The 22,149-nt window shown below is 70.8% G+C and carries 21 protein-coding genes and 2 tRNA genes; 12 read left to right on the top strand and 11 right to left on the bottom strand.

Going from position 1 to position 22,149, the window contains the following annotated elements:
• Positions 1-30 precede the first annotated feature (30 nt).
• The 7 genes from EOINJALH_RS16680 to EOINJALH_RS16710 all read left to right on the top strand — a co-directional run bounded on the left by EOINJALH_RS16680 (position 31) and on the right by EOINJALH_RS16710 (position 4,784).
• Positions 31-525: a hypothetical protein gene (locus tag EOINJALH_RS16680; protein WP_234413889.1), complete on the top strand. Its 495-nt coding sequence runs from the start codon at positions 31-33 to the stop codon at positions 523-525.
• Positions 526-637: 112 nt separating this feature from the next.
• Entirely contained in the window at positions 638-1,204 is a 567-nt protein-coding gene (gene pgsA, locus EOINJALH_RS16685; protein ID WP_088282051.1) for a CDP-diacylglycerol--glycerol-3-phosphate 3-phosphatidyltransferase, read from the top strand.
• Between the two features lie 4 nt (positions 1,205-1,208).
• Positions 1,209-2,117, top strand: coding sequence for a DMT family transporter (locus EOINJALH_RS16690; protein WP_088282053.1), 909 nt, complete (start codon positions 1,209-1,211; stop codon positions 2,115-2,117).
• A 163-nt stretch (positions 2,118-2,280) separates the two neighbouring features.
• Positions 2,281-2,553, top strand: a complete 273-nt coding sequence (locus EOINJALH_RS16695; protein ID WP_088282055.1) for an HU family DNA-binding protein — start codon at positions 2,281-2,283, stop codon at positions 2,551-2,553.
• Between the two features lie 16 nt (positions 2,554-2,569).
• Positions 2,570-2,645: transfer RNA gene (locus EOINJALH_RS16700), tRNA-Val, on the top strand.
• Between the two features lie 120 nt (positions 2,646-2,765).
• Complete coding sequence (locus EOINJALH_RS16705; RefSeq protein ID WP_088282057.1) at positions 2,766-4,676, top strand: SurA N-terminal domain-containing protein; 1,911 nt, start codon at positions 2,766-2,768, stop codon at positions 4,674-4,676.
• Positions 4,677-4,708: 32 nt separating this feature from the next.
• Positions 4,709-4,784, top strand: a tRNA-His gene (locus tag EOINJALH_RS16710).
• Between the two features lie 463 nt (positions 4,785-5,247).
• On the opposite strand, the gene EOINJALH_RS16715 is transcribed toward EOINJALH_RS16710, so the two are convergent.
• Positions 5,248-5,475, bottom strand: coding sequence for a hypothetical protein (locus EOINJALH_RS16715; protein ID WP_088282060.1), 228 nt, complete (start codon positions 5,473-5,475; stop codon positions 5,248-5,250).
• A 20-nt stretch (positions 5,476-5,495) separates the two neighbouring features.
• Complete coding sequence (msbA, locus tag EOINJALH_RS16720) at positions 5,496-7,220, bottom strand: lipid A export permease/ATP-binding protein MsbA (protein WP_088282241.1); 1,725 nt, start codon at positions 7,218-7,220, stop codon at positions 5,496-5,498.
• Positions 7,221-7,471: 251 nt separating this feature from the next.
• Here msbA and imuA point away from each other — a divergent pair, with 251 nt between their 5' ends.
• Positions 7,472-8,383 carry a translesion DNA synthesis-associated protein ImuA gene (gene imuA / locus EOINJALH_RS16725; protein WP_234413890.1) on the top strand — a complete coding sequence of 304 codons (912 nt, stop codon included), beginning with the start codon at positions 7,472-7,474 and terminating at the stop codon, positions 8,381-8,383.
• Between the two features lie 39 nt (positions 8,384-8,422).
• On the top strand, positions 8,423-9,994 hold the full coding sequence (locus EOINJALH_RS16730) for a DNA polymerase Y family protein (protein WP_088282062.1): 1,572 nt from the start codon (positions 8,423-8,425) through the stop codon (positions 9,992-9,994).
• Between the two features lie 70 nt (positions 9,995-10,064).
• Here the strand turns inward: EOINJALH_RS16730 and EOINJALH_RS16735 are convergent, their stop codons facing one another.
• The 4 genes from EOINJALH_RS16735 to EOINJALH_RS16750 are packed head-to-tail and all read right to left on the bottom strand — an operon-like array spanning position 10,065 to position 12,937.
• Positions 10,065-10,706 (bottom strand): LysE family translocator, encoded by a 642-nt coding sequence (locus EOINJALH_RS16735; RefSeq protein ID WP_310732313.1) that lies wholly within the window; start codon positions 10,704-10,706, stop codon positions 10,065-10,067.
• Between the two features lie 15 nt (positions 10,707-10,721).
• Entirely contained in the window at positions 10,722-11,288 is a 567-nt protein-coding gene (locus tag EOINJALH_RS16740) for a chromate transporter (protein ID WP_234413891.1), read from the bottom strand.
• The gene (locus tag EOINJALH_RS16745) at positions 11,285-11,881 is read right to left on the bottom strand and encodes a chromate transporter (protein WP_088282064.1); all 597 of its coding nucleotides are present in this window, start codon (positions 11,879-11,881) and stop codon (positions 11,285-11,287) included. Before EOINJALH_RS16745 ends, EOINJALH_RS16740 begins: the two co-directional genes overlap by 4 nt.
• 48 nt (positions 11,882-11,929) lie before the next feature.
• A complete protein-coding gene (locus EOINJALH_RS16750; RefSeq protein ID WP_088282066.1) occupies positions 11,930-12,937 on the bottom strand; it encodes a D-2-hydroxyacid dehydrogenase family protein in 1,008 nt (335 codons plus the stop codon).
• Positions 12,938-13,023: 86 nt separating this feature from the next.
• Between EOINJALH_RS16750 and EOINJALH_RS16755 the strand changes: the two genes are divergently transcribed.
• On the top strand, positions 13,024-13,533 hold the full coding sequence (locus tag EOINJALH_RS16755) for a DUF1993 family protein (protein ID WP_088282068.1): 510 nt from the start codon (positions 13,024-13,026) through the stop codon (positions 13,531-13,533).
• 29 nt (positions 13,534-13,562) lie between these two features.
• On the opposite strand, the gene EOINJALH_RS16760 is transcribed toward EOINJALH_RS16755, so the two are convergent.
• On the bottom strand, positions 13,563-13,862 hold the full coding sequence (locus tag EOINJALH_RS16760; RefSeq protein WP_144290055.1) for a hypothetical protein: 300 nt from the start codon (positions 13,860-13,862) through the stop codon (positions 13,563-13,565).
• A 17-nt stretch (positions 13,863-13,879) separates the two neighbouring features.
• Complete coding sequence (locus EOINJALH_RS16765) at positions 13,880-14,347, bottom strand: hypothetical protein (protein WP_088282072.1); 468 nt, start codon at positions 14,345-14,347, stop codon at positions 13,880-13,882.
• A gap of 148 nt (positions 14,348-14,495) precedes the next feature.
• On the opposite strand from EOINJALH_RS16765, the gene EOINJALH_RS16770 reads away from it, so the two are divergent.
• Complete coding sequence (locus tag EOINJALH_RS16770) at positions 14,496-16,943, top strand: penicillin acylase family protein (RefSeq protein WP_088282074.1); 2,448 nt, start codon at positions 14,496-14,498, stop codon at positions 16,941-16,943.
• Between the two features lie 54 nt (positions 16,944-16,997).
• On the opposite strand, the gene glp is transcribed toward EOINJALH_RS16770, so the two are convergent.
• The 3 genes from glp to EOINJALH_RS16785 are packed head-to-tail and all read right to left on the bottom strand — an operon-like array spanning position 16,998 to position 19,870.
• Positions 16,998-18,281, bottom strand: coding sequence for a gephyrin-like molybdotransferase Glp (gene glp, locus EOINJALH_RS16775; protein WP_088282076.1), 1,284 nt, complete (start codon positions 18,279-18,281; stop codon positions 16,998-17,000).
• A gap of 17 nt (positions 18,282-18,298) precedes the next feature.
• On the bottom strand, positions 18,299-19,423 hold the full coding sequence (moaA, locus tag EOINJALH_RS16780) for a GTP 3',8-cyclase MoaA (RefSeq protein ID WP_088282077.1): 1,125 nt from the start codon (positions 19,421-19,423) through the stop codon (positions 18,299-18,301).
• 24 nt (positions 19,424-19,447) lie between these two features.
• Positions 19,448-19,870, bottom strand: a complete 423-nt coding sequence (locus EOINJALH_RS16785) for a C40 family peptidase (RefSeq protein WP_310732314.1) — start codon at positions 19,868-19,870, stop codon at positions 19,448-19,450.
• Between the two features lie 299 nt (positions 19,871-20,169).
• Here EOINJALH_RS16785 and EOINJALH_RS16790 point away from each other — a divergent pair, with 299 nt between their 5' ends.
• Positions 20,170-22,107 (top strand): propionate--CoA ligase, encoded by a 1,938-nt coding sequence (locus tag EOINJALH_RS16790; protein WP_088282081.1) that lies wholly within the window; start codon positions 20,170-20,172, stop codon positions 22,105-22,107.
• The last annotated feature ends 42 nt before the right edge of the window (positions 22,108-22,149 follow it).

A 22,149-nucleotide genomic window follows, 5' to 3' on the forward strand; every position in this document is an offset into this window, starting at 1 on the left:
CGTCGTCATCGTGTGCGCGGATGGGTGGGCGTGCTCGCCCTGACGGCCCTGGCGGGCTGCGGCACGCGCCAGCTCGGCACGCCGGCCCCCGTGAGCACCGCGCCGACGTCGGTGGCGCCCAAGCCGGCCGTGGCCGCACGCCCGGCACCGTCGCCGCCGCCGGTCGCGGCCGTGCAGCCGAGCGCGCCGTCGCGTCGCGCGCGCAACTGGGACGACTACCGGGTGATGGCCGCGCAGCGCATGGTGGCCGCCAACCAGTCGACCACCTACACCGGGTTGGTGCCCGAGCCGCTGCTGGCGGTGCCGGTGCTCGAGGTCGAGCTCAACGCCGACGGCAGCGTGAAGCGCATCGAGGTGATGCGCCAGCCCTCGCAGGCGCGCGACACCGTGCAGCTGGCCATCGATGCCGTGCGCCGCGCCGCGCCCTTCGGCGATGTGTCGCACCTGCCGAAACCCTGGAAGTTCAACGAGGTCTTCCTGTTCGACGACGGCCGCCGCTTCAAGCCGCGCTCACTCGACCTTTGATCCACGGCCGGGGTGCTGCGCCGCTTTCTTGGCGCTGCGGTGCTGCGGGCAGGGACTCGGGGCTTGCCAGCGGGGTTTCTTGGCGAGCGCCTGCGTCCGTTAGGATCGGACCATGTTCCTGACGTTGCCGACGCTGCTGACCTGGGCCCGCATCATCGCGATCCCATTGATCGTCGGCGTGTTCTACACGCCCTTCGATGCGCCGACCCGCAACCTGGTTGCCACGGTGATGTTCGTGGTGGTCGCCTTGACCGATTGGCTCGATGGCTGGCTGGCCCGCAAGCTCAACCAGACCTCGGCCTTCGGTGCCTTCCTCGATCCGGTGGCCGACAAGTTCCTGGTCTGCGCGGCCTTGCTGATCCTGGTTCAACTCGACCGTGTCAACGCCCTGGTGGCGTTGGTCATCATCGGCCGGGAGATCGCCATCTCGGCCTTGCGCGAGTGGATGGCCCAGATCGGCGCCTCGCGCAGCGTCGCGGTGCACATGCTCGGCAAGCTCAAGACGGTCACGCAGATGGTGGCCATCCCCTTCCTGCTCTACGACGGTGCCCTGATGGGGGTCGTCGACACGCGGCTGTGGGGTACGGCGCTGATCCTGCTGGCCGCCGTGCTCACCATCTGGTCGATGGTGTACTACCTGCGCAAGGCATTGCCCGAGATCCGGGCCAAGGCGCGCTGAGCCGATGACGCCGCCCGTCGGCGATGACCGCGCCCTGGTCGGCGCGATGCCCTGGGTGTTCGTGCTGATCTGGAGCACCGGCTTCGTGGTGGCGCGCCTGGCCATGCCTCATGCGCCGCCGCTGACCTTCCTGTGCTGGCGCTATGCCTGCTCGGTGCTGGCCTTCGCCCTCTGGGCCCGGATGTCCGGGGTGGCCTGGCCGGTCGGTCGGTCGGCCTGGCTGCACCTGTCGGTGTCCGGCGTGCTGATGCACGCGGGCTACCTGGGGGGCGTGTGGAGCGCCGTGAAAGCGGGCATCCCCGCGGGCACGGTGGCGCTGATCGTCGGCCTGCAGCCGCTGCTGACCGCCGCCTGGGTGTCGTGGCGCGGCACCCACCGGGTGGCGCCGGTGCAATGGGCGGGCCTGTTGCTGGGCCTGTTCGGCCTGGGCCTGGTGGTCTGGCACAAGTTTGCGCTGGGCGTGGTGACAGGCACGAACCTGGCACTGTCCCTGCTGGCGCTGGCCAGCATCACCGTCGGCACGCTGTACCAGAAGCGGCATGTGGCGCCCTGCGATGCGCGCACGGCCAACGGGGTGCAGATCGGTGCTGCCTTGCTGGTGAGCCTGCCGTTGGCCCTGGTCCTGGAGGACCCGACCATCGACTGGGGTGCCGAGGTGGCGCTGGCGCTGGCCTGGTCGGTGCTGGCGCTGACGCTGGGGGGCAGCTCGCTGCTGATGATCCTGATCCAGCGCGGTGCCGCCACGCAGGTGACGAGCCTGCTCTACCTGGTGCCGCCTTGCACCGCGGTGCTGGCCTGGTGGCTGTTCGACGAGCCGCTGACGATGGTCAGCCTGGCCGGCATGGCACTGTGCGCGCTCGGCGTTGCCCTGGTACTTCGTGGCGGAATGCGCCCGTCCATTGCGGCCCGTTGATCGCAGTCGAACAATGGGCAGCGTTTGCTTGACACCTCTTGGCGCCGCCGCTGTAATCCGCTTCCCGGCCGCCATGTCCAGTTGTCTTGTGCGAGCGTGAGACGAGAGTGGTCGCCAGAAATCCAAGTCCGCAGCGACACCGTAGATTGAGGGGGTTGAATTCGTGAACAAGTCCGAGTTGATCGATCACATTGCCAAGCAGGCCGACATTTCCAAGGCGGCTGCCACCAGGGCCCTGGAGGCGGTGATCGGGGGGGTTCGCACCACATTGAAGAAGAATGGGAGCGTGTCGATCGTCGGTTTCGGCACCTTCGCCGTCAGCAAGCGTGCCGCTCGCAGCGGCCGCAATCCCCGCACCGGCGCCACCATCAAGATCAAGGCGGCCAAGGTGCCGAAGTTTCGCCCGGGCAAGGCCCTGAAAGACGCGCTGAACTGATGTCCCGATATTCGGCGGGTGCTTAGCTCAGTTGGTAGAGCGGCGCCCTTACAAGGCGTAGGTCGGCGGTTCGAGCCCGTCAGCACCCACCACACCGTTAGAATCCGGGCTTCGCGCCGCCATGTCCGGCTCGGCCGTCCTGCAAAGGTGAACCGCGGTTCGCTTTTTTTTCGTCTGGCCGCAAGGCGCCGTGATTGCCCTGAAGGTTCGTCATGTTCGATTTCGTTCGCTCGCACACCCGCCTGCTGCAACTCTTGCTGTTGCTGCTGATCCTTCCGTCCTTCGTCGTCTTCGGCATCCAGGGCTACTCGTCGTTTTCCGAGGGGGGCAACCAGAACGTCGCCACGGTCGACGGGCAGGGCATCACCCAGGCCGAATGGGACGCCGCGCACCAGCAGCAGGTCCAGCGGGTGCGGCAGGAAATGCCCAATCTCGACCCCAAGCTGTTCGACTCCCCCCTGGCCCGCAGCGAAACCCTGGACGCGTTGATCCGCGACCGGGTGCTGGCCACCGCCGCCCGCAAACTGCACCTCGGCGTGTCCGACGAGCGTCTGCACCGGCTCTTCGTGTCGGAGCCGCAGTACGCACAGTTGCGCAACGCCGACGGCAGCGTCAACAAGGACCTGCTGGCAGCACAGGGCATGAGCTCCGAGATGTTCGCCTCGCGCCTGCGCCAGGACATGGCCGTGCAGCAGGTGTTGCGCGGCGTGGCCGACACCACCGTGGCCCCGTCGTCTGCCACGTCGGCCGCGTTCGATGCCGTGCTCCAGCGCCGTGAGGTGAAGTTCGTCCGCTTCGATACCAAGGACTACCTGGCCCGCGTCAACCCGACCGATGCCGACGTCGAGGCCTTCCACAAGGCCCACGAGGCCGAGTTCAAGGCGCCGGAGCAGGCCACCATCGAATACGCGGTGCTCGACCTCGAAGTCCTCAAGAAGGGCATCACGGTCGCCGAGGACGACCTGCGCAAGTACTACGACGAGAACGTCGCCCGCTATACAGTCGCCGAGGAACGCCGCGCGCGTCACATCCTGATCAAGGCCGACAAGGACGCGGCATCCGACGTCAAGCAGAAGGCCAAGGCCAAGGCCGAGACCCTGCTGGCCGAGGCCCGCAAGAACCCGGCTGGATTCGCCGATCTGGCCCGCAAGAACTCCGAAGACACCGGCACCGCCGCCCAAGGTGGCGACCTCGACTTCTTTGGCCGCGGGGCGATGGTCAAGGCGTTCGAGGATGCCGCCTTCGCGCTCAAGGCGGGCGAGATCAGCCCGGTCATCGAGACCGATTTCGGCTACCACGTCATCCAGCTCGAAGCCACCCGCGGTGGCGACCGCAAGCCCTTCGATGCTGTTCGCAGTTCCATCGAAGAAGACGTGCGCAGGCAGTTGGCCACCAAGCGTTGGGCCGAGGCCGCCGAGCAGTTCACCAACACGGTCTATGAGCAGGCCGACAGCCTCCAACCGGTGATCGACAAGCTCAAGCTCGAGAAGCTCACCGCCACGGTGATGCGCTCGCCCGCCCCGGATGCCAAGGGGGCACTGGCGTCGCAGAAGCTGCTGGAGGCTGTGTTCAGCGGCGAATCCATCAAGAACAAGCGCAACACCGATGCCGTCGAGGTGGGATCCAACCAGCTGGCCTCGGCCCGCATCGTGTCGCACCAGCCGGCCCGCACACGGCCGCTGTCCGAGGTGAAGGCCAGCGTGCAGGTGCGGGTCAAGGCCAGCCAGGCGGCGGCGTTGGCGCGCACCGAAGGCGCTGCGAGACTGGCCCAGCTGCAGAAGGATCCGGCAGCCGAGTTGCCGACCCAGGCCATCGTGTCGCGCGCCACGCCAGAGGGTTTCGAGCGGCGCGCGCTGGACGCGGTGCTGCGCGCCGACGCGGGCAAACTGCCCGCCGTGGTTGGTATCGATCTCGAAGACCGGGGTTACCTGGTGGTGCGGGTCGACAAGGTGCTGCCGCCCGAACTGCCCCCCGGGCAGGCCGACACGATGAAGGCACAGTTTGCGCAACTGATGGCTCAGGCCGAGGGTGATGCGTACTACAAGGCGCTGAAGTCGCGCTTCAAGGCGGTCGTCGTGGCCAAGGTGCCGACACCGGCGTCTGCCGCGGCAGCGGGCAACTAGCCCGCAGCACGCTATAATTTGCCGCTTCGGTGGTGGCTGTAGCTCAGTTGGTAGAGTCCCAGATTGTGATTCTGGTCGTCGTGGGTTCGAGTCCCATCAGCCACCCCAAGTAACATCAGGCACAGCCCTTCCAGCGGCCCCTCATCGCAAGGTGACGGGCCGTTGTCGCTTGTATTGCCAACTTGACTCGTGTGGTCCCCGCGGCGCAAATGCGCCCGCTGAGTTGGTGAGCTGAGCCTTCGATTCGAAACGACGCCTTCTTGCGGGGCGATTCGACATTGGCCAGCCGCTGTGCAGTGCGGCAGATCGTTGCCACGGGCCCGCGGCCGACTGCGGATGCCACCGACGGCCACCGCGAAGTCCAGGCTTGGGTTGTCCACGCCTGCGGCTTTCAGTCCGTGTGGCGTCGAGGACGCGCTTGCGGCGAGCGGTCGCTTGCCCTGCTTGTCCAGCATCCCGCCACAGCGACGGGTCGCTGCCGCGACGGGCGGGCTCCACGGCCGCATCAGACGGTGGAGGCTGCAACCGGCCCGGCCCGAAGGGCCACGCAGCCGGCATGCGCCCGGTCACCTCAGGTGCTGCGCGCGCGCCACTTTCGCCACAGCTTGAGCATCACCAGCAAGAGCGGTGCCGCGTGCATGGCCAGATCGAACATGTCCAGTGGGCGGACCAGTGCGCCCTGGAACAGAAGGCGCAGTTTCTCGACCAGATGAGGCTCTGGCGTGATCGGCGCAATGGCCATCCAGGCCACCAACAGCAGCAGCCAAGTCCACGGCAAGCGGTCGAGCCAGTTCAGCATCGCGGCAGACGAGCGTGCGATCAACTGCGGAACTGCATCGCGTGCAGCCGCGCATACAGCCCGCCGGAGGCCAGCAGTTCGGCATGGCTGCCCTGCTCGGCGACGCGGCCGGCCTCGAGCACGACGATGCGGTGCGCATGCTCGATGGTCGACAGCCGGTGCGCGATGACCAGGGTCGTGCGGCCCTGCATGAGCTTGTCCAGGGCGGCCTGCACGGCGCGTTCGGATTCGCTGTCCAGTGCCGAGGTGGCTTCGTCCAGGATCAGGATGGGCGCGTCCTTGTAAAGCGCGCGGGCGATGGCCAGGCGCTGGCGCTGGCCGCCCGAGAGCTGGCTGCCGTTGTGGCCGATCGCGCTGTCGAGGCCCTGCGGCAGGCTGTCGACGAATTCGATCAGGTGGGCGCCGGCCAGTGCCGCGCGCACGCGCTCGCGGTCGGGTGCGTCGCCGAGCGCGATGTTGGCGGCCACGGTGTCGTTGAACAGCACCACGTCCTGGCTCACCAGCGCAAACTGCCGGCGCAGCGCGTCGACGTCCCATTCCGCCAGCGGCACGTCGTCGAGCCGCACGTCGCCGCTGCCGGGCTCGATGAAGCGGGGCAGCAGGTTGATCAGCGACGACTTGCCCGCGCCTGACGGCCCCACCAGCGCGACGATCTCGCCGGGGGCGATGTGCAGCGACAGACCATCCAGGGCGTTGGCCTGGTCATCGCGGTAGCGCAGCACCACGTCGCGCAGCGTGATCTCGCCGCGGGCGCGCGCCGGTGCATGGCTGCCGCCGCGCTCGGCCGGGCTCTGGTCGAGCAGTTGCAGGCCGCGCTCGATCGAGGCCAGGCCGCGGGTGATGGGGGTCATCAGATCGGACAGGTGCTTGACCGGCGCCACCAGCATCAGCATCGCGGTGATGAAGGCGACGAAGCCGCCCACGGTGGCGCCGCCGCTGCCGCTTTGCCACAGCGCCACGACGATGACGGCCGACAGTGCCAGCGCGGCGAAGATTTGCGTCAGTGGCGTGATGGCCGCGCCTGAGGCGACGATCTTGAGCAGCACGCGGCGCAGCGCCAGCGCATGGCGCTCGAAGCGCGCGGCCTGCGACGGCCCGGCGCCGTGCATGCGCACGATGCGCCAGGCGAGCACGTTCTCTTCCACCACATAGGCCAGTTGGTCGGTGGCGTCCTGGCCCTCGCGCGTGAGGCGGTGCAGCCGCTTGCCCACCACCCGCATCACCAGCGCCACCGCCGGGAACAGCACGGCCACGAACAGCGTGAGCTTCCAGTTCAGCCAGAACAGGTAGCCGAGCAGGGCCACGAGCGTGAGCGAATCCTTCAGCAGCGTGAGCACCGAGCTGATCAGCATGGTGGTGCCGGTCTGGACCTCGTAGACCAGGGTGTTGGTCAGGCTGCTGGCCGACTGCTGGCTGAACAGCGCACCGCCGGCGGTGAGCACGCGCTGGAAGAGTTGCTGCCGCAGGTCCTGCAGACCGCGCTGGGCCACCCAGCTGAGGGCATATTGCGCGATGAAGCCGGCCACGCCGCGCACGGTGAACAGGCCGACGATGGCCAGCGGCACCGCCCACAGCGGCAACTGGCCGGCGGAGAAGCCCTTGTCGAGCAGCGGCTCGAGCAGCGCCGGGATCATCGGCTCGGTGGCCGCGCCGATCAGCGAGCCGGCAAACGCCACCAGCAAGCCGACACGGGCCTGGCGGAAGTAGGGGGCAATGCGGGCGAAGCGCTGCAGCAGGGTGGGCATGGGCCAGGGGGTCACGCCGGCACGGTGGCAGCGCGGGCGTGATTATCGACGCAGCCTGCGGGCTTGCCTTGGATACTGTATGAACGTACAGTCATTCGGTGGACCTGTCTCTGCCATCGACCCTGCCTGCCCCGGTGCACGCCCCTATGGCGGCGCCCGAGGCCCTGCGCCCGGCGGCGTTGGCCCGGGCGTTCGAGCCTTTGCTGCCGTCTGCAGCCACGGAGACACCTGAATCCTGGCCGGCGCCACCGTTGGCTGGCGCGTCGGAGACCCTGCACCCGGCGCCGTTCACCGGTGCGCCGGAAACCCTGCACCCGGTGCCGTTCGCTGGCGCGCCGGAAGCCCTGCACCCGGCGCTGTGGCGCGCCCACCAGTTGGGCGCTGGCGTCGCGGCCGTCACCCCCACCGGCTTTGCCGCGCTCGATGCCCAGTTGCCCGGCGGTGGCTGGCCGCACCGTGTGCTCACCGAACTGCTGCTGCCGCACCCGGGGCTGGGCGAGATGCGCCTGCTGGCGCCGGCGCTGGCCGCCTGTTCCAGGGGCGGCGAGCCTGGTGCGGGTGGTACCGACGCCGGTGCCGGCCGCTGCGTGATGCTGTTCGACCCGCCGGCTGCGCTGTGCGGCTGGGCGCTGGGGCAACTGGGGCTCGATGCGCGCCAATGGCTGTTGGTGCAGGGCCGGGCTGCGGCGGGTCGACCGGGCGGCGGTGCGCCGAACCCCCGGCTGGCCAGCCGGCTGGGGCCGGGGGCCGACGTGCTCTGGGCGCTGGAGCAGGCGCTGCGCAGTGGCCACCTGGGCGCCGCGCTGGCCTGGCTGCCGGTGGGGCTGAAGGTCGACGTGCTGCGCCGGTTGCAACTCGCCGCGCAGGCACACGACGCGCCGGTGTTCATCCTGCGCGAGGCCGAGGCCCGCCACCGGCCCAGCGTGGCGCCGCTGCGCCTGCTGCTGGCGCCGGCGGGCATCGACACGCTGTCGGTGCGCGTGCTCAAGCGGCGTGGCCCGCCGCTGGCCGAGCCCTTGCTGCTGGCGCTGGCGCCGGTGCTGTCCCCGCGCCAGCGCGACCGGCTGCGCCCCGCGACCGCCCGTCCGGCGTCGCCGCGTCCGGCCCGGGTCGACGCCGTCGCGGGCCTCTCCGGCGTCCAGGGCAGCGCAGTCCGCGCCTGAGGCCCCCGGGCGCACCGATGCGGCCGGACCGTCGTCACCATGCTGTGGATCGCCCTGCACCTGCCGGCCCTGTCGCTGGAGTCCTTCGCCGCGACGCTGGGCCCGGCGCAGGCCGGCCGGCCGGTGGCGCTGCTGGAATCGCACCGCATCGTGCAGGCCGATGCCGCCGCGCAGGCGCTGGGCGTGCAGCCGGGCATGAAGCGCGCCACCGCGCTGGCCTTGGCGCCGGTGCTGGTGCTGGGCGCCGCCGACGTGCACCGCGATGCCCAGGCCCTGGTGGCGGTGGCCCACGCGGCGCTGGCTTTCACCCCGTCGGTGGCCGTGTCGGGGCAGGGCGTGCGGCTCGAGGTGCACGCCAGCCTGCGTTATTTCGGCGGCCTGGTCGCCTTGCTGGCGCGCCTGAAGACCGCGTTGCGGCCGCTGGGCCACCGCGTGCAACTGGCCACCGCGCCCACCGCGCTGGGGGCCGCCCTGCTGGCGCGCTGGCGGCCCGACCTCGAAGCCGGCCCGCACAGCACCGCCCTGGGCCCGCTGCGCACGCTGCTCGACCGGGCCCCTGTGGGCCTGCTCGGACCTGCGCTCGGCAGCGATGCCGCGGCCGCCAGCGACGAGGCCGCCACCTGGCCGTCCACCTGGGAAGCATTGCAGGGCATGGGCCTGCACACGCTGGCCGACTTGCGCGCGCTGCCGCGCAGCGGGCTGGCACGGCGCTTCGGCCCCGGGCTGCTGCTGGCGGTCGACCGGGCCCGCGGCGACGCGCCCGAGCCGCACACCTGGGTCGAGTTGCCGGCCTCGTTCGCCAGCCGGCTCGAACTCTTCACCCGCGCCGACCTCAGCGAGCAGGTGATCGCCGGCGCCGGCATCTTGCTGGCGCGGCTGGTGGCCTGGGCGCAGGCGCAGCATGGCCGCATCGCCCGCTTCACCCTGGTGATGCACCACGAGCGGCGCCACCGCGATGCCGACGACCCCGCCGCGCAGGCCACGGCGCTGGAGGTGGTGCTGGCCGAGCCGGCCATCGACCCGGCCCACCTGCAACTGCTGCTGACCGAACGCCTGGCGCGCACGCCGATGCCCGCGCCCACGCTCGAACTCGGCCTGCGCTGCGACGCCGTGGTGCCCGGCGAGGCGCCCAATGGCGAGCTGTTTCCCACCCGCGCCAGCGAGCATGCGGGCCTGACGCGCCTGGTCGAGCGCCTGCAGGCCCGGCTGGGCCGCGAGCAGGTGTGCCGGCTCGATCCGGTGGCCGAGCACCGGCCCGAGCGCGCCACGCAGGCCTCGGCCGCCGATGCTGCCACGGTGGGCCGGCAGGGCGCCGTGCCGGGCAGGGCGGCGCCGGGGGTGGCGCAGGTGACGCGGCCGGTGTGGCTGTGGCCCGAGCCGCAGCCCCTGCCCGAGCACGGCGCGCGCCCGCTGCTCGACGGCCGCCCGCTGCAACTGCTGGCTGGCCCCGAGCGCATCGAGACCGGCTGGTGGGACGGCGCCCTGGCCGCGCGCGACTACTTCATCGCCGCCACCGGCGACGGCACGCTGGTGTGGATCTATCGCGCCCGGCTGCCACTGGCTGCCGACGGCGAGGGCAGCGGCTGGTTCCTGCATGGCCGCTTTGCCTGAGGCGGCCGGTCGCCTGGCCCTGGCGCAGTTGCCGACGATGCTCGGCGCCGATGGACGCGCCTTTTGAACGTCAGCGATCCTCGCCCAGCGCCAGCCTCAGCCCCAGCACCACGAACAGCAGACCCGCGCCGCGGCCCAGCCAGCGGCCGACGCGCCCGTCGCCGCCCAGGCGCCGGCCCAGTGTCGACAGCACGGCGGCAAAGCCCAGGTTGACCAGCGTGCCATTGACCACGAACACGCCGCCCAGCACGGCGAAGGCCAGCGCCTTGTTCGGTGCGCCGGCATCGATGAACTGCGGCACGAAGGCCAGGAAGAACAGCGCCACCTTGGGGTTGAGCGCATTGGTGAGGAAGCCCTGCCAGAACACGCGCTGCACCGACACCACCGGCGGCGCCTGTGTCGCCTGCACCGCCGGCGTGGCGGCCGGCCCCCGCAGCAGCCCCAGCCCCAGCCACACCAGGTAGGCCGCGCCCAGCCAGCGCAGCACCGTGAAGGCTAAGCTCGACTCAGCCAGCAGCGCCGACACCCCCAGCGCCGCGGCCAGCGTGTGCACCAGGCAGCCGGCCCCCACGCCCACCGCGGCGGCCGCGCCGGCGCGAAAGCCCTGCGCCGTGCTGCGGGCGGCGATCAACGCCACGTCCGCACCGGGCGTCAGGTTCAGCGCCAGCCCGGCGGCGACGAACAGCCAGGGGTCGTGGATGCCTTCGATCACGGACAGTGCCCTGGCTCAGGCCCAGCCCAGCATGCCGACCACCGCGCCGAGCGCGATCAGCCACATCGGGCTGAGGCGCGTGCGCGTCATCACCACCACGGTGACGGCCGCCAGCGCCAGCACACCCCAGTGATCGCGGTTCGGCGACACCAGGATCCAGCCGGTGGACAGCAGCAGCCCCAGCGTCAAGGGCACCATGCCGGTGGTGAAGGCGCGCAGCGGCCGTGCGTCGGCCCGGCGCCGGCCGTAGCGGCCGACGGACAGCGCCAGCACCGACGACGGCAGCATGATGCCGCCCATCGTGGCCAGCACGCCGGCCACGCCGGCGACGTTCCAGCCCATCAGCGCCACGAACAGGATGTTCGGCCCCGGCGCGGCCTGGGCGATGGCCACCGAGGCGGTGAACTGCTCGGCGCTCATCCAGCCCTGCTGCTGCACCAGGTAGCGCTGCATGTCGGGTGCGGTGGTGATGGCGCCGCCCACGGCCAGCATCGACAGCAGCATGAAGTGCAGCGTGAGCTGCAGCAGGTCGCCCCAGCCGTGGCCATGCAGGCCCAGCAGGGCCCAGCCGTCGCCGCTCACGTCGGCGCCTCGCTGGCGGCCAGCCGCCACCAGGCCAGGGCCATGGCGGCCGAGCCCAGGCCCAGCACCACCCCCACCATCGGCCAGCGCAGCAGCCCCACCATCGCGAAGGTGGCCGCGGCCAGGCCCACGGCCAGCGGCAGGCCGAGGGCGTTCTTCTTCAGCGTCGGCCACAGCTTGACGGCGGTGCTCAGCACCAGCCCCGCGGCCACTGCGCCCATGCCGCGCAGCGCACCGGCCACCATCGGCTCGGTGGCGAACTGGCGGTACAGCGTGGCCAGCGCCAGCACCAGCAGCATCGGCGCCGACAGCAGCCCGGCGGTGGCGGCCAGCGCGCCGCGCCAGCCGAAGTGCCGGTCGCCGAAGATCAGCGCCAGGTTGATGATGTTCGGCCCGGGCAGCACCTGGCCCAGGGCCAGGAGTTCGACGAACTCGTCCGGGCTCAGCCAGCGCAGGCGCTCGACCAGCTCGCGGTGGGCCACCGGCAGCACGCCGCCGAAGCCCTGCAGCGCCAGGCGCTGGAAGGCCCGGAACAACTCGCCGCACGAGGCCGGCGCCGGCAGGCCCGGCGCATCGGCCCGGGCTTCAGGCATGGCCGCAGGCCCGCCCGACGGCGCGGTGAGTGGCGTGCCGCCGCCCCGTCACCGGAGCACCTTGAAGGCGTCCGGGTTGACGATGTTCGTCGGCTCGTTGCGGATGAAGTTGATGACGTTGTCGAAGGCCGCGCCGAAGTACAGCTCGTAGCTGTCGGCCTCCACGTAGCCGATGTGCGGCGTGCACACGGCGTTCTCCAGGCGCAGCAGCGGGTGCCCCTGCAGGATGGGCTCGCTCTCGAACACGTCGACCGCCGCCATGCCGGGCCGGCCCTTGTTGAGCGAGGAAACCAGCGCGTTGTCCTCCACCAGCTCGGCCCGCGAGGTGTTGACGAACAGCGACGTGGGCTTCATGTGCGCCAGGTCGGCCATCGTCACGACACCGCGGGTGGCGTCGGTCAGGCGCAGGTGGATGCTGAGCACGTCGGATTCGCCGAAGAAGGCCTCGCGGCTGTCGGCGGCCAGGTGGCCGTCGGCCACGGCCTTCAGGCGTGAGGATTCGCTGCCCCACACCAGCACCTTCATGCCGAAGGCGCGGCCGTAGCCGGCGACGAGCTGCCCGATCTTGCCGTAGCCCCACAGCCCCAGCGTCTTGCCGCGCAGCACCGTGCCGATGCCGAAGTTCGGCGGCATGGACGCCGTCTTGAGCCCGCTCTGCTGCCAGGCGCCGTGCTTCAGGTTGCCGATGTACTGGGGCAACCGGCGCATCGAGGCCATGATCAGCGCCCAGGTCAGCTCGGCCGGCGCCACCGGAGAGCCCACGCCCTCGGCCACGGCGATGCCCAGCCGAGTGCAGGTCGGCACGTCGATGTGCGATCCCACCTTGCCCGTCTGGGCGATGAGCTTGAGCTTGGGCAGCTTCTCGAGCAGCGCCCGCGGGAAGTGGGTGCGCTCGCGGATCAGCACCAGCACGTCGGCGTCGCGCAGGCGCACCGACAGCTGACCGATGCCCTTGACCGTGTTGGTGAACACCTTGGCATTGAAGGGTTCGAGCCGCGCTGCGCAGTGCAGCTTGCGCACGGCGTCCTGATAGTCGTCGAGGATGATGATGTTCATGTTGTCGCTGGCGATTGTGCCGCGTCCGGCAGGCGCAACGCTCTGGCACTAGCATCGCTGACCTTCGCTGACCTCGGTAACCCAACATGACGATTTCGATGCACTCGGCCAGCGCGCCGATCCTCCTGCAGCAACTCGGCGCGATGCTCGGCTGGCTGGACAAGGCCGAGGCCCATGCGCAGGCGCGCAAGTTCGACACTGCGGTCTACCTGGGCCAGCGCCTGGCACCCGACATGCTGCCCTTCGCGTCGCAGATCCGCATCGCCAGCGACGCCGCCAAGGGCTGCGTGGCGCGCCTGGCCGGGCAGGAGCCGCCGAAGTTCGAGGACAATGAGGCCACGCTCGACGACCTGCGGCAGCGCATCCGCAAGACCATCGACTACGTGAAGTCGGTGCCGGCCGAGGCCATCGACGGCAGCGAGGAGCGCGACATCACCATCCCGATGCGCACCCGCGAGGCCTACCGGTTCAAGGGCGAGTACTTCCTCAAGCACTGGGCGCTGCCCAACTTCTTCTTCCACTGCACCATGGCCTACGCACTGCTGCGCCACAACGGCGTGGAACTGGGCAAGCCGGATTTCCTGGTGGTGAGCTGAGTTCGGGGCGGCTGCGGCCGCTCAGCGTTTCAGCCGCCGGGCAGCGAGAAGGTGCGGGCCAGGAGCTCGTCCAGGTCAGCCTGGGCCTGGCGCCCGGGCTCACCGGCCCGTTGCAGGGCGCGGGCCATGTCGGCGCGCAGACCCCACAGGTCGCCCGGCTCGCGGGCCAGGTGCACGCGGCGGCGCAAACCGTCGCCGCGGTGCCCGGGCAGGTGTGCCAGGGTCTGGTCGAAATGCGCCTGCAGCGCAGCATGCGTGGCCTCGGCTGCCAGTCGGGCCAGCCGTTCCTGCGGCAGTCCGGCGCCCGCCAGCGGTCGGGGGGTGGCCATGGCGGGCCTGCCCGGCATCACACGGCGCGCTGATCCTGCGGCGACAGAGGCGAGCGCGGCGCGCGGGTCGGGAAGTGGCGGTTCAGCTGGGCCAGCCGGCGCTCGGCCTCGGACTGGTCGCGCTGCACCGCCAGCAGGCCATACAGCGTGGACCTCAGGTGCCACAGCTCGCGCAGCGAACGGGCCCGCTCGATCTGCTCGGACAGGCGCACCGATTCGGCGCCCTCCAGACCGTCCATTCCCAGGTGGAACTCCGACTTCACCAGCGCCAGCCGGTTCACCGGCCGGGCCGAGGCGGGCGACCACGGGTTGTCCTGCATCAGCCAGCGCTGCATGCGGCCCCACAGCGTCACCGAGGACGGCCACAGCTGCGGCGGTCGCACCTCGATGCGCGACGTCAGGCTGCTGGGCGTCACCGACGCGTGGCGGCTGGCGGCGAATCGGCGGCGCATGCTGGACGGGAAGAAGCGGGACAGCGGGCTCATGGCGGTGTTGTCGGCCGGAATCGTCCGAACCTGAAACGATGGTGACAGCCTGTTGTGACGCCGATGCGGCGAAGTGCACCGAATCGACCGCTCATTTCCGGGCTGGTACCCTCGGCGCCCGGGTTGGACCGGGCAAAGGACGCTGACGATGCGCTGGATGAAACGGGGGGGGCTGCTGGTCCTGGTGCTGGTGCTGCTGGCCGCCGCAGCCGCTTGGATCTACAGCCGACGCGTGTTGCCGCAGGTGGATGGCACGCTGGCGCTGCCCGGTCTGGGCGCCGAGGTGCGCGTGGAGCGCGACGAGCACGGCATCGCCACGATCCGCGCCGGGAGCCTGGACGACGCGATGCATGCGCTGGGCGTCTTGCACGTGCAGGACCGCCTGTGGCAGATGGAGACCCACCGCCGCATCGGCGCCGGCCGGCTGGCCGAGGCCTTCGGCGAGGGTGCAGTGGACACCGATCGGGTGCTGCGCACCCTGGGCGTGCGCCGCGCCGCGCAGGCCCAGTGGGCCCAGACCACCGGCCCGGCGCGCCAGGTGCTGCTGGCCTACACCCGCGGGGTCAATGCCGCCCTGGCCGAGGCGGTGCGCGCGCTGCCGCCGGAATTCCTGATCCTGGGCGTGCGACCCGAGCCCTGGGACCCGGTCGACAGCCTGGCCTGGTCGATCATGATGGCCTGGGACCTGGGCGGCAACTGGACGCACGAGCTGATGCGACTGCGCCTGGCATTGAAGCTGCCCAAGGCCCGCATCGACGAGGTGCTGCCGCCTTACCCGGGCGAGGCCCCGCTGCCCAGCCGCGACTACGCCGCCCTGTACCGCGAGCTGAAGCTCGAGGCGCCGCGCACCGCGCTGGCCGCCACGATCGATCGGCTGCTGGCCGCGGCGCCGGCCTCGGGCCTGGAAGGCGTGGGCTCCAACAACTGGGTGTTGTCCGGTTCGCGCACCGCCACCGGCACGCCGCTGCTGGCCAACGACCCGCACCTCAAGCTGTCGGCGCCGGCGCTGTGGTACTTCGCCCGCATCGTGACACCCGAGCTCACCGTGGCGGGCGCCACGCTGCCGGGGCTGCCGGGCGTGGTGCTGGGGCAGTCGCCGCACATCGCCTGGGGCTTCACCAATACCGGCCCGGACGTGCAGGACCTGTACCTCGAACGGGTCGATCCCGCCGACCCCGGCCGCTACCAGACGCCCGACGGCTGGGCGAGGTTCGAGACCGTCGCCGAGGTCATCCGCGTCAAGGGCAAGCCCGACGTGCCGATCGTCGTGCGGCGCACGCGCCACGGCCCGGTGATCTCGGACGCCGGCCTGGCCGACGACGTGCCGGGCGTGGTGGCGCAGGCTGGCCACGTGCTGGCGATGCGATGGACGGGGCTCGACGCCGACACCGATTCGGTCGGCACGTCGCTGCGCATGGCGCAGGCGAAGTCGGTGGCCGAGTTCATCGACGCCACCCGTGGCTGGGTGGCGCCGATGCAGACCATGGTGGTGGCCGACCGGGACGGGCACATCGGCTTCATCGCTCCCGGGCGCGTGCCGGTGCGCCAGCCCGCCAACGACCTGTTCGGCCTGGCGCCGGCACCGGGCTGGGAGGCGCGCTACGACTGGGACGGCTGGCTGCCCTTCGACGCGCTGCCGCAGCAGCGCGACCCGGCCGCGGGCTTCATCGCGTCGGCCAACCAGCGCATCGTGCCGCCGGATTACCCGCATTTCCTGTCCAGCAACTGGGCCCTGCCGCATCGCCACAACCGCATCGTGCAGATGCTCGAATCCCGCCCGAAGCACTCGATCGACGACCTGCGCGTGATGCAGGCCGACGTGCGATCGCTGGCCGCGCCACCGCTGCTGGCCTGGCTGAAGAAGGCCAGGAGCCCGCATGCACTGGCCGCCGCCGCCCAGCAGCAGCTCGCCGCCTTCGATGGCGACATGCGCGGCGACGGGGCCGGCGGGCTCGTCTACTGGGCCTGGTCGCGGCACCTGTCGCGCCGCCTGCTGGCCGATGAACTGGGCCCGTTCTATGTGCGCACGCTGGGCATGCGCGGCTACTACGACGCCATCGAAGGCGTGATGGCCCGCAACGACGCCTGGTGGTGCGACGACAAGGGCACCGCCGACGCCGTCGAGACCTGCGCGGCGCAGGCCGATGCCGCGCTCACCGAGGCGCTGGACGAGCTGCAGGTGCTGCAGGGTGCCAACCCTGCCACCTGGCGCTGGGACCGCACCCACCTGGCCCGCTCGGAGCACCGGCCGTTCTCGCGCGTGAAGGCGCTGGCCCGCTGGTTCGAACTGCGCACGTCGGTGGGGGGCGACACCTACACCGTGAACGTCTCGCGCGTGGGCCTGGTGCCCGACGCGGCCACCGGCGAGTTCTACCTCAGCGACCACGGTGCCAGCCTGCGCGGGCTGTACGACCTGGCCGATCCGAACCGGTCGCGCATCATGCACAGCACCGGCCAGAGCGGCGTGCCCTGGTCACCGCTGTACCGCAGCTTCGTCGAACCCTGGACGCGGGTGGAGTTCGTGCCGCTGTGGCCGGCGCCCGGGGCGCGCAGTGAGGTGCTGGTGCTGACCCCCGCCGCCGGCGCGGCGCGCTGAGCCCGCGCTTCGGCGGGCGCCGACCGGTACGTGGCGGCCGGGCCACGCCCGGCCTCAGACCAGGCCGTGGAAGGGGATCACGTCGACCAGGTCGCCCGCCGCGACATGGCCCTGGCCGTGGTGCAGCACCACCATGCCGTTGGCCTCGCTCATGCTGCGCAGGATGCCCGAGCCCTGGGCGCCGGTGATGCGCACCATCCAGCGGCCGTCCGCCGCCTGCGAGACGATGCCGCGCTGGTATTCGGTGCGGCCGGGCTTCTTGCGCAGCCCGGCCTCGCTGACGGCGCGCAGCACCGGCACGGGTTCGGGCGTGGCGCCGCTCATCGCCAGCAGCGCGTCGCGCACGAAGGCATAGAAGGTCACCATCACCGCCACCGGGTTGCCGGGCAGGCCGAACAGCATGGCCTCGCGTCCGGGCGGGCCCAGGCGGCCGATGGCCATCGGGCGGCCCGGGCGCATCGCGATCTTCCAGAACAGCACCTCGCCGAGCCGAGCCATGATCTGCTTGGTGTGGTCGGCCTCGCCGACGCTGACGCCACCCGAGGTGATCACCGCATCGGCGCTGGCGGCGGCCTCGGTGAAGGCGGCCTCCAGCGCGGCCGGGTCGTCGCGCACCACGCCCAGGTCGAGCAGGTCCACCCCCAGCCGCTGCAGCATGCCGTGCAGCGTGTAGCGGTTGCTGTCGTAGACGCAGCCCTCGTCCAGCGGCTCGCCGATCGAGCGCAGCTCATCGCCGGTGGAGAAGAAGGCCACCCGCAGGCGCCGGAACACCGCCACCTCGGCCTGGCCCAGCGAGGCCAGCAGGCCCAGGTCGGCGGGCCGCAGGGTGCGGCCGGCCACCAGCGCGGGCTCGCCACGCGCCAGGTCTTCGCCGCGCAGGCGGCGGTTGTCACCGGTGCGCACCACGCCGGCCGGCACCTGCACCACGCCATCGGCGTCGAGCGTGGTGAACTCCTGCGGCACCACCGTGTCCAGGCCGGCGGGCATCACCGCGCCGGTCATGATGCGCACCGCATGGCCCGGCGGCACCAGGCCGGCGAACTGCTGCCCAGCCAGCCCGACGCCGGCCACCGGCAGGGCGGTCGGGCCCTCGGCGGCCAGGTCCATGCCGCGCAGCGCGTAGCCGTCCATCGCCGAGTTGTCGTGCGTGGGCACGTCGATCGGCGACACCACGTCGGCGGCCAGCACCCGGCCCAGGGCGGCGCGGATGGGCAGCTTCTCGACCGTGCGCACGCGGGGCACCAGCCGCGCGATGAACTCCTGCGCCTGCGCCACCGGCAGCGCATTGGGGTCGTAGCCGGTGATGCAGGAGGCGATCTGTTCGAGGGAAGGGGTCATGGGGCGCGGGCGGGCGTTCAGCCGCCGATGTAGTGCATCTCGACGCGGCGCTCGCCGGCACCGGGTTGGCCGGGCGCTGCGCCGCGCAGTTCGGAATAGCGGTCTTCGCGGCCGGCCCACACGGCGCCGAGCGCGGCGCTGATCTCGGCGTCGCTGCGGCCCTGTCGCAGCAGAGCGCGAAAGTCGTGGCCCGAGGTGGCGAACAGGCACATGAAGAGCTTGCCCTCGGTGGACAGGCGGGCGCGGTTGCAGTCGCGGCAGAAGGCCTGCGTCACGCTTGAGATGAGGCCGATCTCGCCGCCGCCGTCGGCATAACGCCAGCGCTCGGCGGTCTCGCCGACCACCGTGGGATCGAGCGCCTCGAGCGGCCATTCGGCCTGCAGGCGCTGCAGCACCTGCGCCGACGGCAGCACCTCGTCCATGCGCCAGCCATTGCTGGCGCCGACGTCCATGTACTCGATGAAGCGCAGCACCACCTTGCCGTCGTAGTGCTGCCGGAAGTGCCTCGCCATCGGCACGATCTCGTGGTCGTTGGTGCCGCGCTTGACCACCATGTTCACCTTCACCGGCCCCAGGCCGGCGGCCAGCGCCGCATCGATGCCCGCCAGCACCTCGGCGACGGGGAAGTCGACATCGTTCATGCGCCGGAACACCGTGTCGTCGAGCGCGTCGAGGCTGACGGTCAGGCGCTTCAGGCCGGCCGCGGCCAGCGCCTGGGCCTTGCGCGCCAGCACCGAGCCGTTGGTGGTGAGCGTGAGATCGAGCGGTTCGCCGTCGGGCGTGCGCAACTGGGACAACTGGGCCACCAGCGATTCCAGGCCCTTGCGCAGCAGCGGTTCGCCGCCGGTGAGCCGGATCTTCTGCACGCCATGGCCCACGAAGACGCGGGCCAGCCGGGTGATCTCCTCGAAGCTCAGCAGCGAGGCGTGCGGCAGGAAGACGTAGTCTCGGTCGAAGGTCTCCTTCGGCATGCAGTAGCTGCAGCGGAAGTTGCACCGGTCGGTGACCGAGATGCGCAGGTCGCGCAGCGGGCGGCCCAGCCGATCGGACAGCAGCCCGGTGGGTGCGCTCAGGTTCGCGGGGATGGCCGGCACCGGCGCAGCGTAGCGCAGGTCGGCCAGCGGGATGACGGTCTCGCCCATGCCGACATTGTGCCGGGCGCAGCGTCAGCGCACGGCGGGCAGGGTGGTGGCTGCGTTGGCCAGCTCGGCGCGGCGGGCGCCGGTGAAGCGCTTCGACCAGTAGCCGTCGCTCATGTCCTCGACGCGCACCAGGGCACCAGTGCGTGGCGCGTGGATGAACTTGTCGTCCCCCACGTAGATGCCCACGTGCGAGAAAGTGCGGCGCATGGTGTTGAAGAACACCAGGTCGCCCGGGCGAAGTTCGTTGCGCTGGATGGGCAGCAGGCCGGCGGTGGTGGCCTGCTCTTCGGCGCGGCGCGGCAGCACCAGGCCGAGCGTGGATTCGAAAATGTGCCGCGTGAAGCCGCTGCAGTCGAAGCCGGTGTCGTTGCTGTTGCCGCCGCGGCGGTAGGGCACGCCGAGGAAGTTCATCGAGTGCATGACCAGCTCGGAGGCCGTGTCGCGCATGCTCCGCACGATGGCCGAATTCTCGAGGGGGCGGAGCAGTCCGCGATCGACCAGGCCGCTGAGCCCATCTGAAGCCGGCGCGGGCGCAGGCTGCTCTGGGGCCGCCGACACGGCAGTGCAGGCGGCGAGGGACAGCGTGATCAGGAGTCGCTTCAAGGGCAGTCGGGTGGGCGGCACGGGGGGCGAGGATACCACCCCCATGTTCTAGGGGGCTCAGGGTCAGCCCCAGGGGTTTGATCTGCGGCAGATGCCACGGACGTTGCCCGCGGAATGAGTCAGGGCCTTGTCAGTGCCCCGCCGTGCAATCCTCCGCAACGCATGACACAAAGGAGACACCCTTGACCAGCTATAGCGATTTCCACCGGCGTTCGATCGAAGACCGCGACGGCTTCTGGCGCGAGCAGGCGGCCCTGATCGAATGGGAAACGCCATTCACGCAGGTCTGCGACTACTCCAACCCGCCGTTTGCGCGCTGGTATGCGGGTGGCAAGACGAACCTGTGCCACAACGCCGTCGACCGCCATTTGAAGGATCGGCCCGACCAGAACGCGCTGATCTTCGTCAGCACCGAGGTCGACAAGGAAATCATCTACAGTTTCCGGCAGTTGCACGCCGAGGTGCAGCGCATGGCCGCCAGCCTGCAGGCGCTGGGCGTGAAGAAGGGCGACCGCGTCCTGATCTACATGCCGATGATCCCCGAGGCAGCCTTTGCGATGCTGGCCTGCACGCGCATCGGCGCCATCCATTCGGTGGTGTTCGGTGGCTTCGCCAGCGTCAGCCTGGCCAGCCGCATCGACGACTCGCAGCCCGTGGTCATCGTCAGCGCCGACGCCGGCAGCCGCGGCGGCAAGGTTGTGCCGTACAAGGGCCTGCTCGACGAAGCCATCCGCTTGGCACAGCACAAGCCGGCGCGGGTGCTGATGGTCGATCGCGGCCTGGCCGCCTTCGACAAGGTCGACGGCCGCGACGCCGACTACGCCGCGTTGCGCCAGCAGCACCTCGACACCGTGGTGCCCTGCACCTGGGTCGATGCCACTCACCCGAGCTACACGCTGTACACCAGCGGCACCACCGGCAAGCCCAAGGGCGTGCAGCGCGACACCGGCGGCTACGCCGTGGCGCTGGCCGCGTCGATGAAGCACATCTACTGCGGCAACCCGGGCGAGACCTACTTCTCCACCAGCGACATCGGCTGGGTGGTGGGCCACAGCTACATCATCTACGGCCCGCTGGTCGCCGGCATGGCCACCATCATGTACGAGGGCCTGCCGATCCGCCCCGACGCCGGCATCTGGTGGCAACTGGTCGAGAAGTACAAGGTCACGGTGATGTTCAGCGCCCCCACCGCGGTGCGGGTGCTGAAGAAGCAGGACCCGGCCTACCTGAGCAAGTACGACCTGTCGTCGCTGCGCGCACTGTTCCTGGCCGGCGAGCCGCTGGACGAGCCCACCGCCAAGTGGATCGCCGAATCGCTGGGCCGCCCCATCATCGACAACTATTGGCAGACCGAGACGGGCTGGCCCATCCTCAGCATCTGCAAGGGCGTGGACGATTCGGCGACCAAGTTCGGCTCACCCGGCAAGGCGGTGTACGGCTACGACGTCAAGCTGATCGACGAGGCCACGGGCACCGAGATCACCGAGCCCGGACAGAAGGGCGTGGTCACGGTCGAAGGGCCGCTGCCTCCGGGCTGCCTGCAGACCGTCTGGGGTGACGACGACCGCTTCGTCAAGACCTACTGGACCAGCGTCCCGGGCCGCATGGTCTACAGCACCTTCGACTGGGGCATCCGCGATGCCGACGGCTACTACTTCATCCTGGGCCGCACCGACGACGTGATCAACGTCGCCGGCCACCGCCTCGGCACGCGCGAGATCGAGGAGAGCATCTCCAGCCATCCCAACATCGCCGAGGTGGCCGTGGTCGGCGTCGCCGACCAACTGAAGGGTCAGGTGGCGATCGCTTTTGCCGTGCTGAAGGACACGAGCAAGGCCGCCACCACGGCCGATGCGCTCAAGCACGAGGGCGAGATCATGAAGCTGGTCGACGAGCAACTCGGCGCCGTGGCCCGCCCGGCGCGGGTGCGCTTCGTCTCCGCCTTGCCGAAGACGCGTTCCGGCAAGATGCTGCGCCGGGTGATCCAGGCGGTGTGCGAAGGCCGCGATGCGGGCGACCTCAGCACCATGGAAGACCCGTCGGCGCTGCAGCAGATCAAGGACCTGATGGCGCCCAAGTAAGCCACGGGAGGGCCGGCCACGGCCCCGATGGAGGAAGGACCA

Source organism: Ideonella sp. A 288, from assembly GCF_002198735.1.
In the GTDB taxonomy this organism is placed as follows: domain Bacteria; phylum Pseudomonadota; class Gammaproteobacteria; order Burkholderiales; family Burkholderiaceae_C; genus Pseudaquabacterium.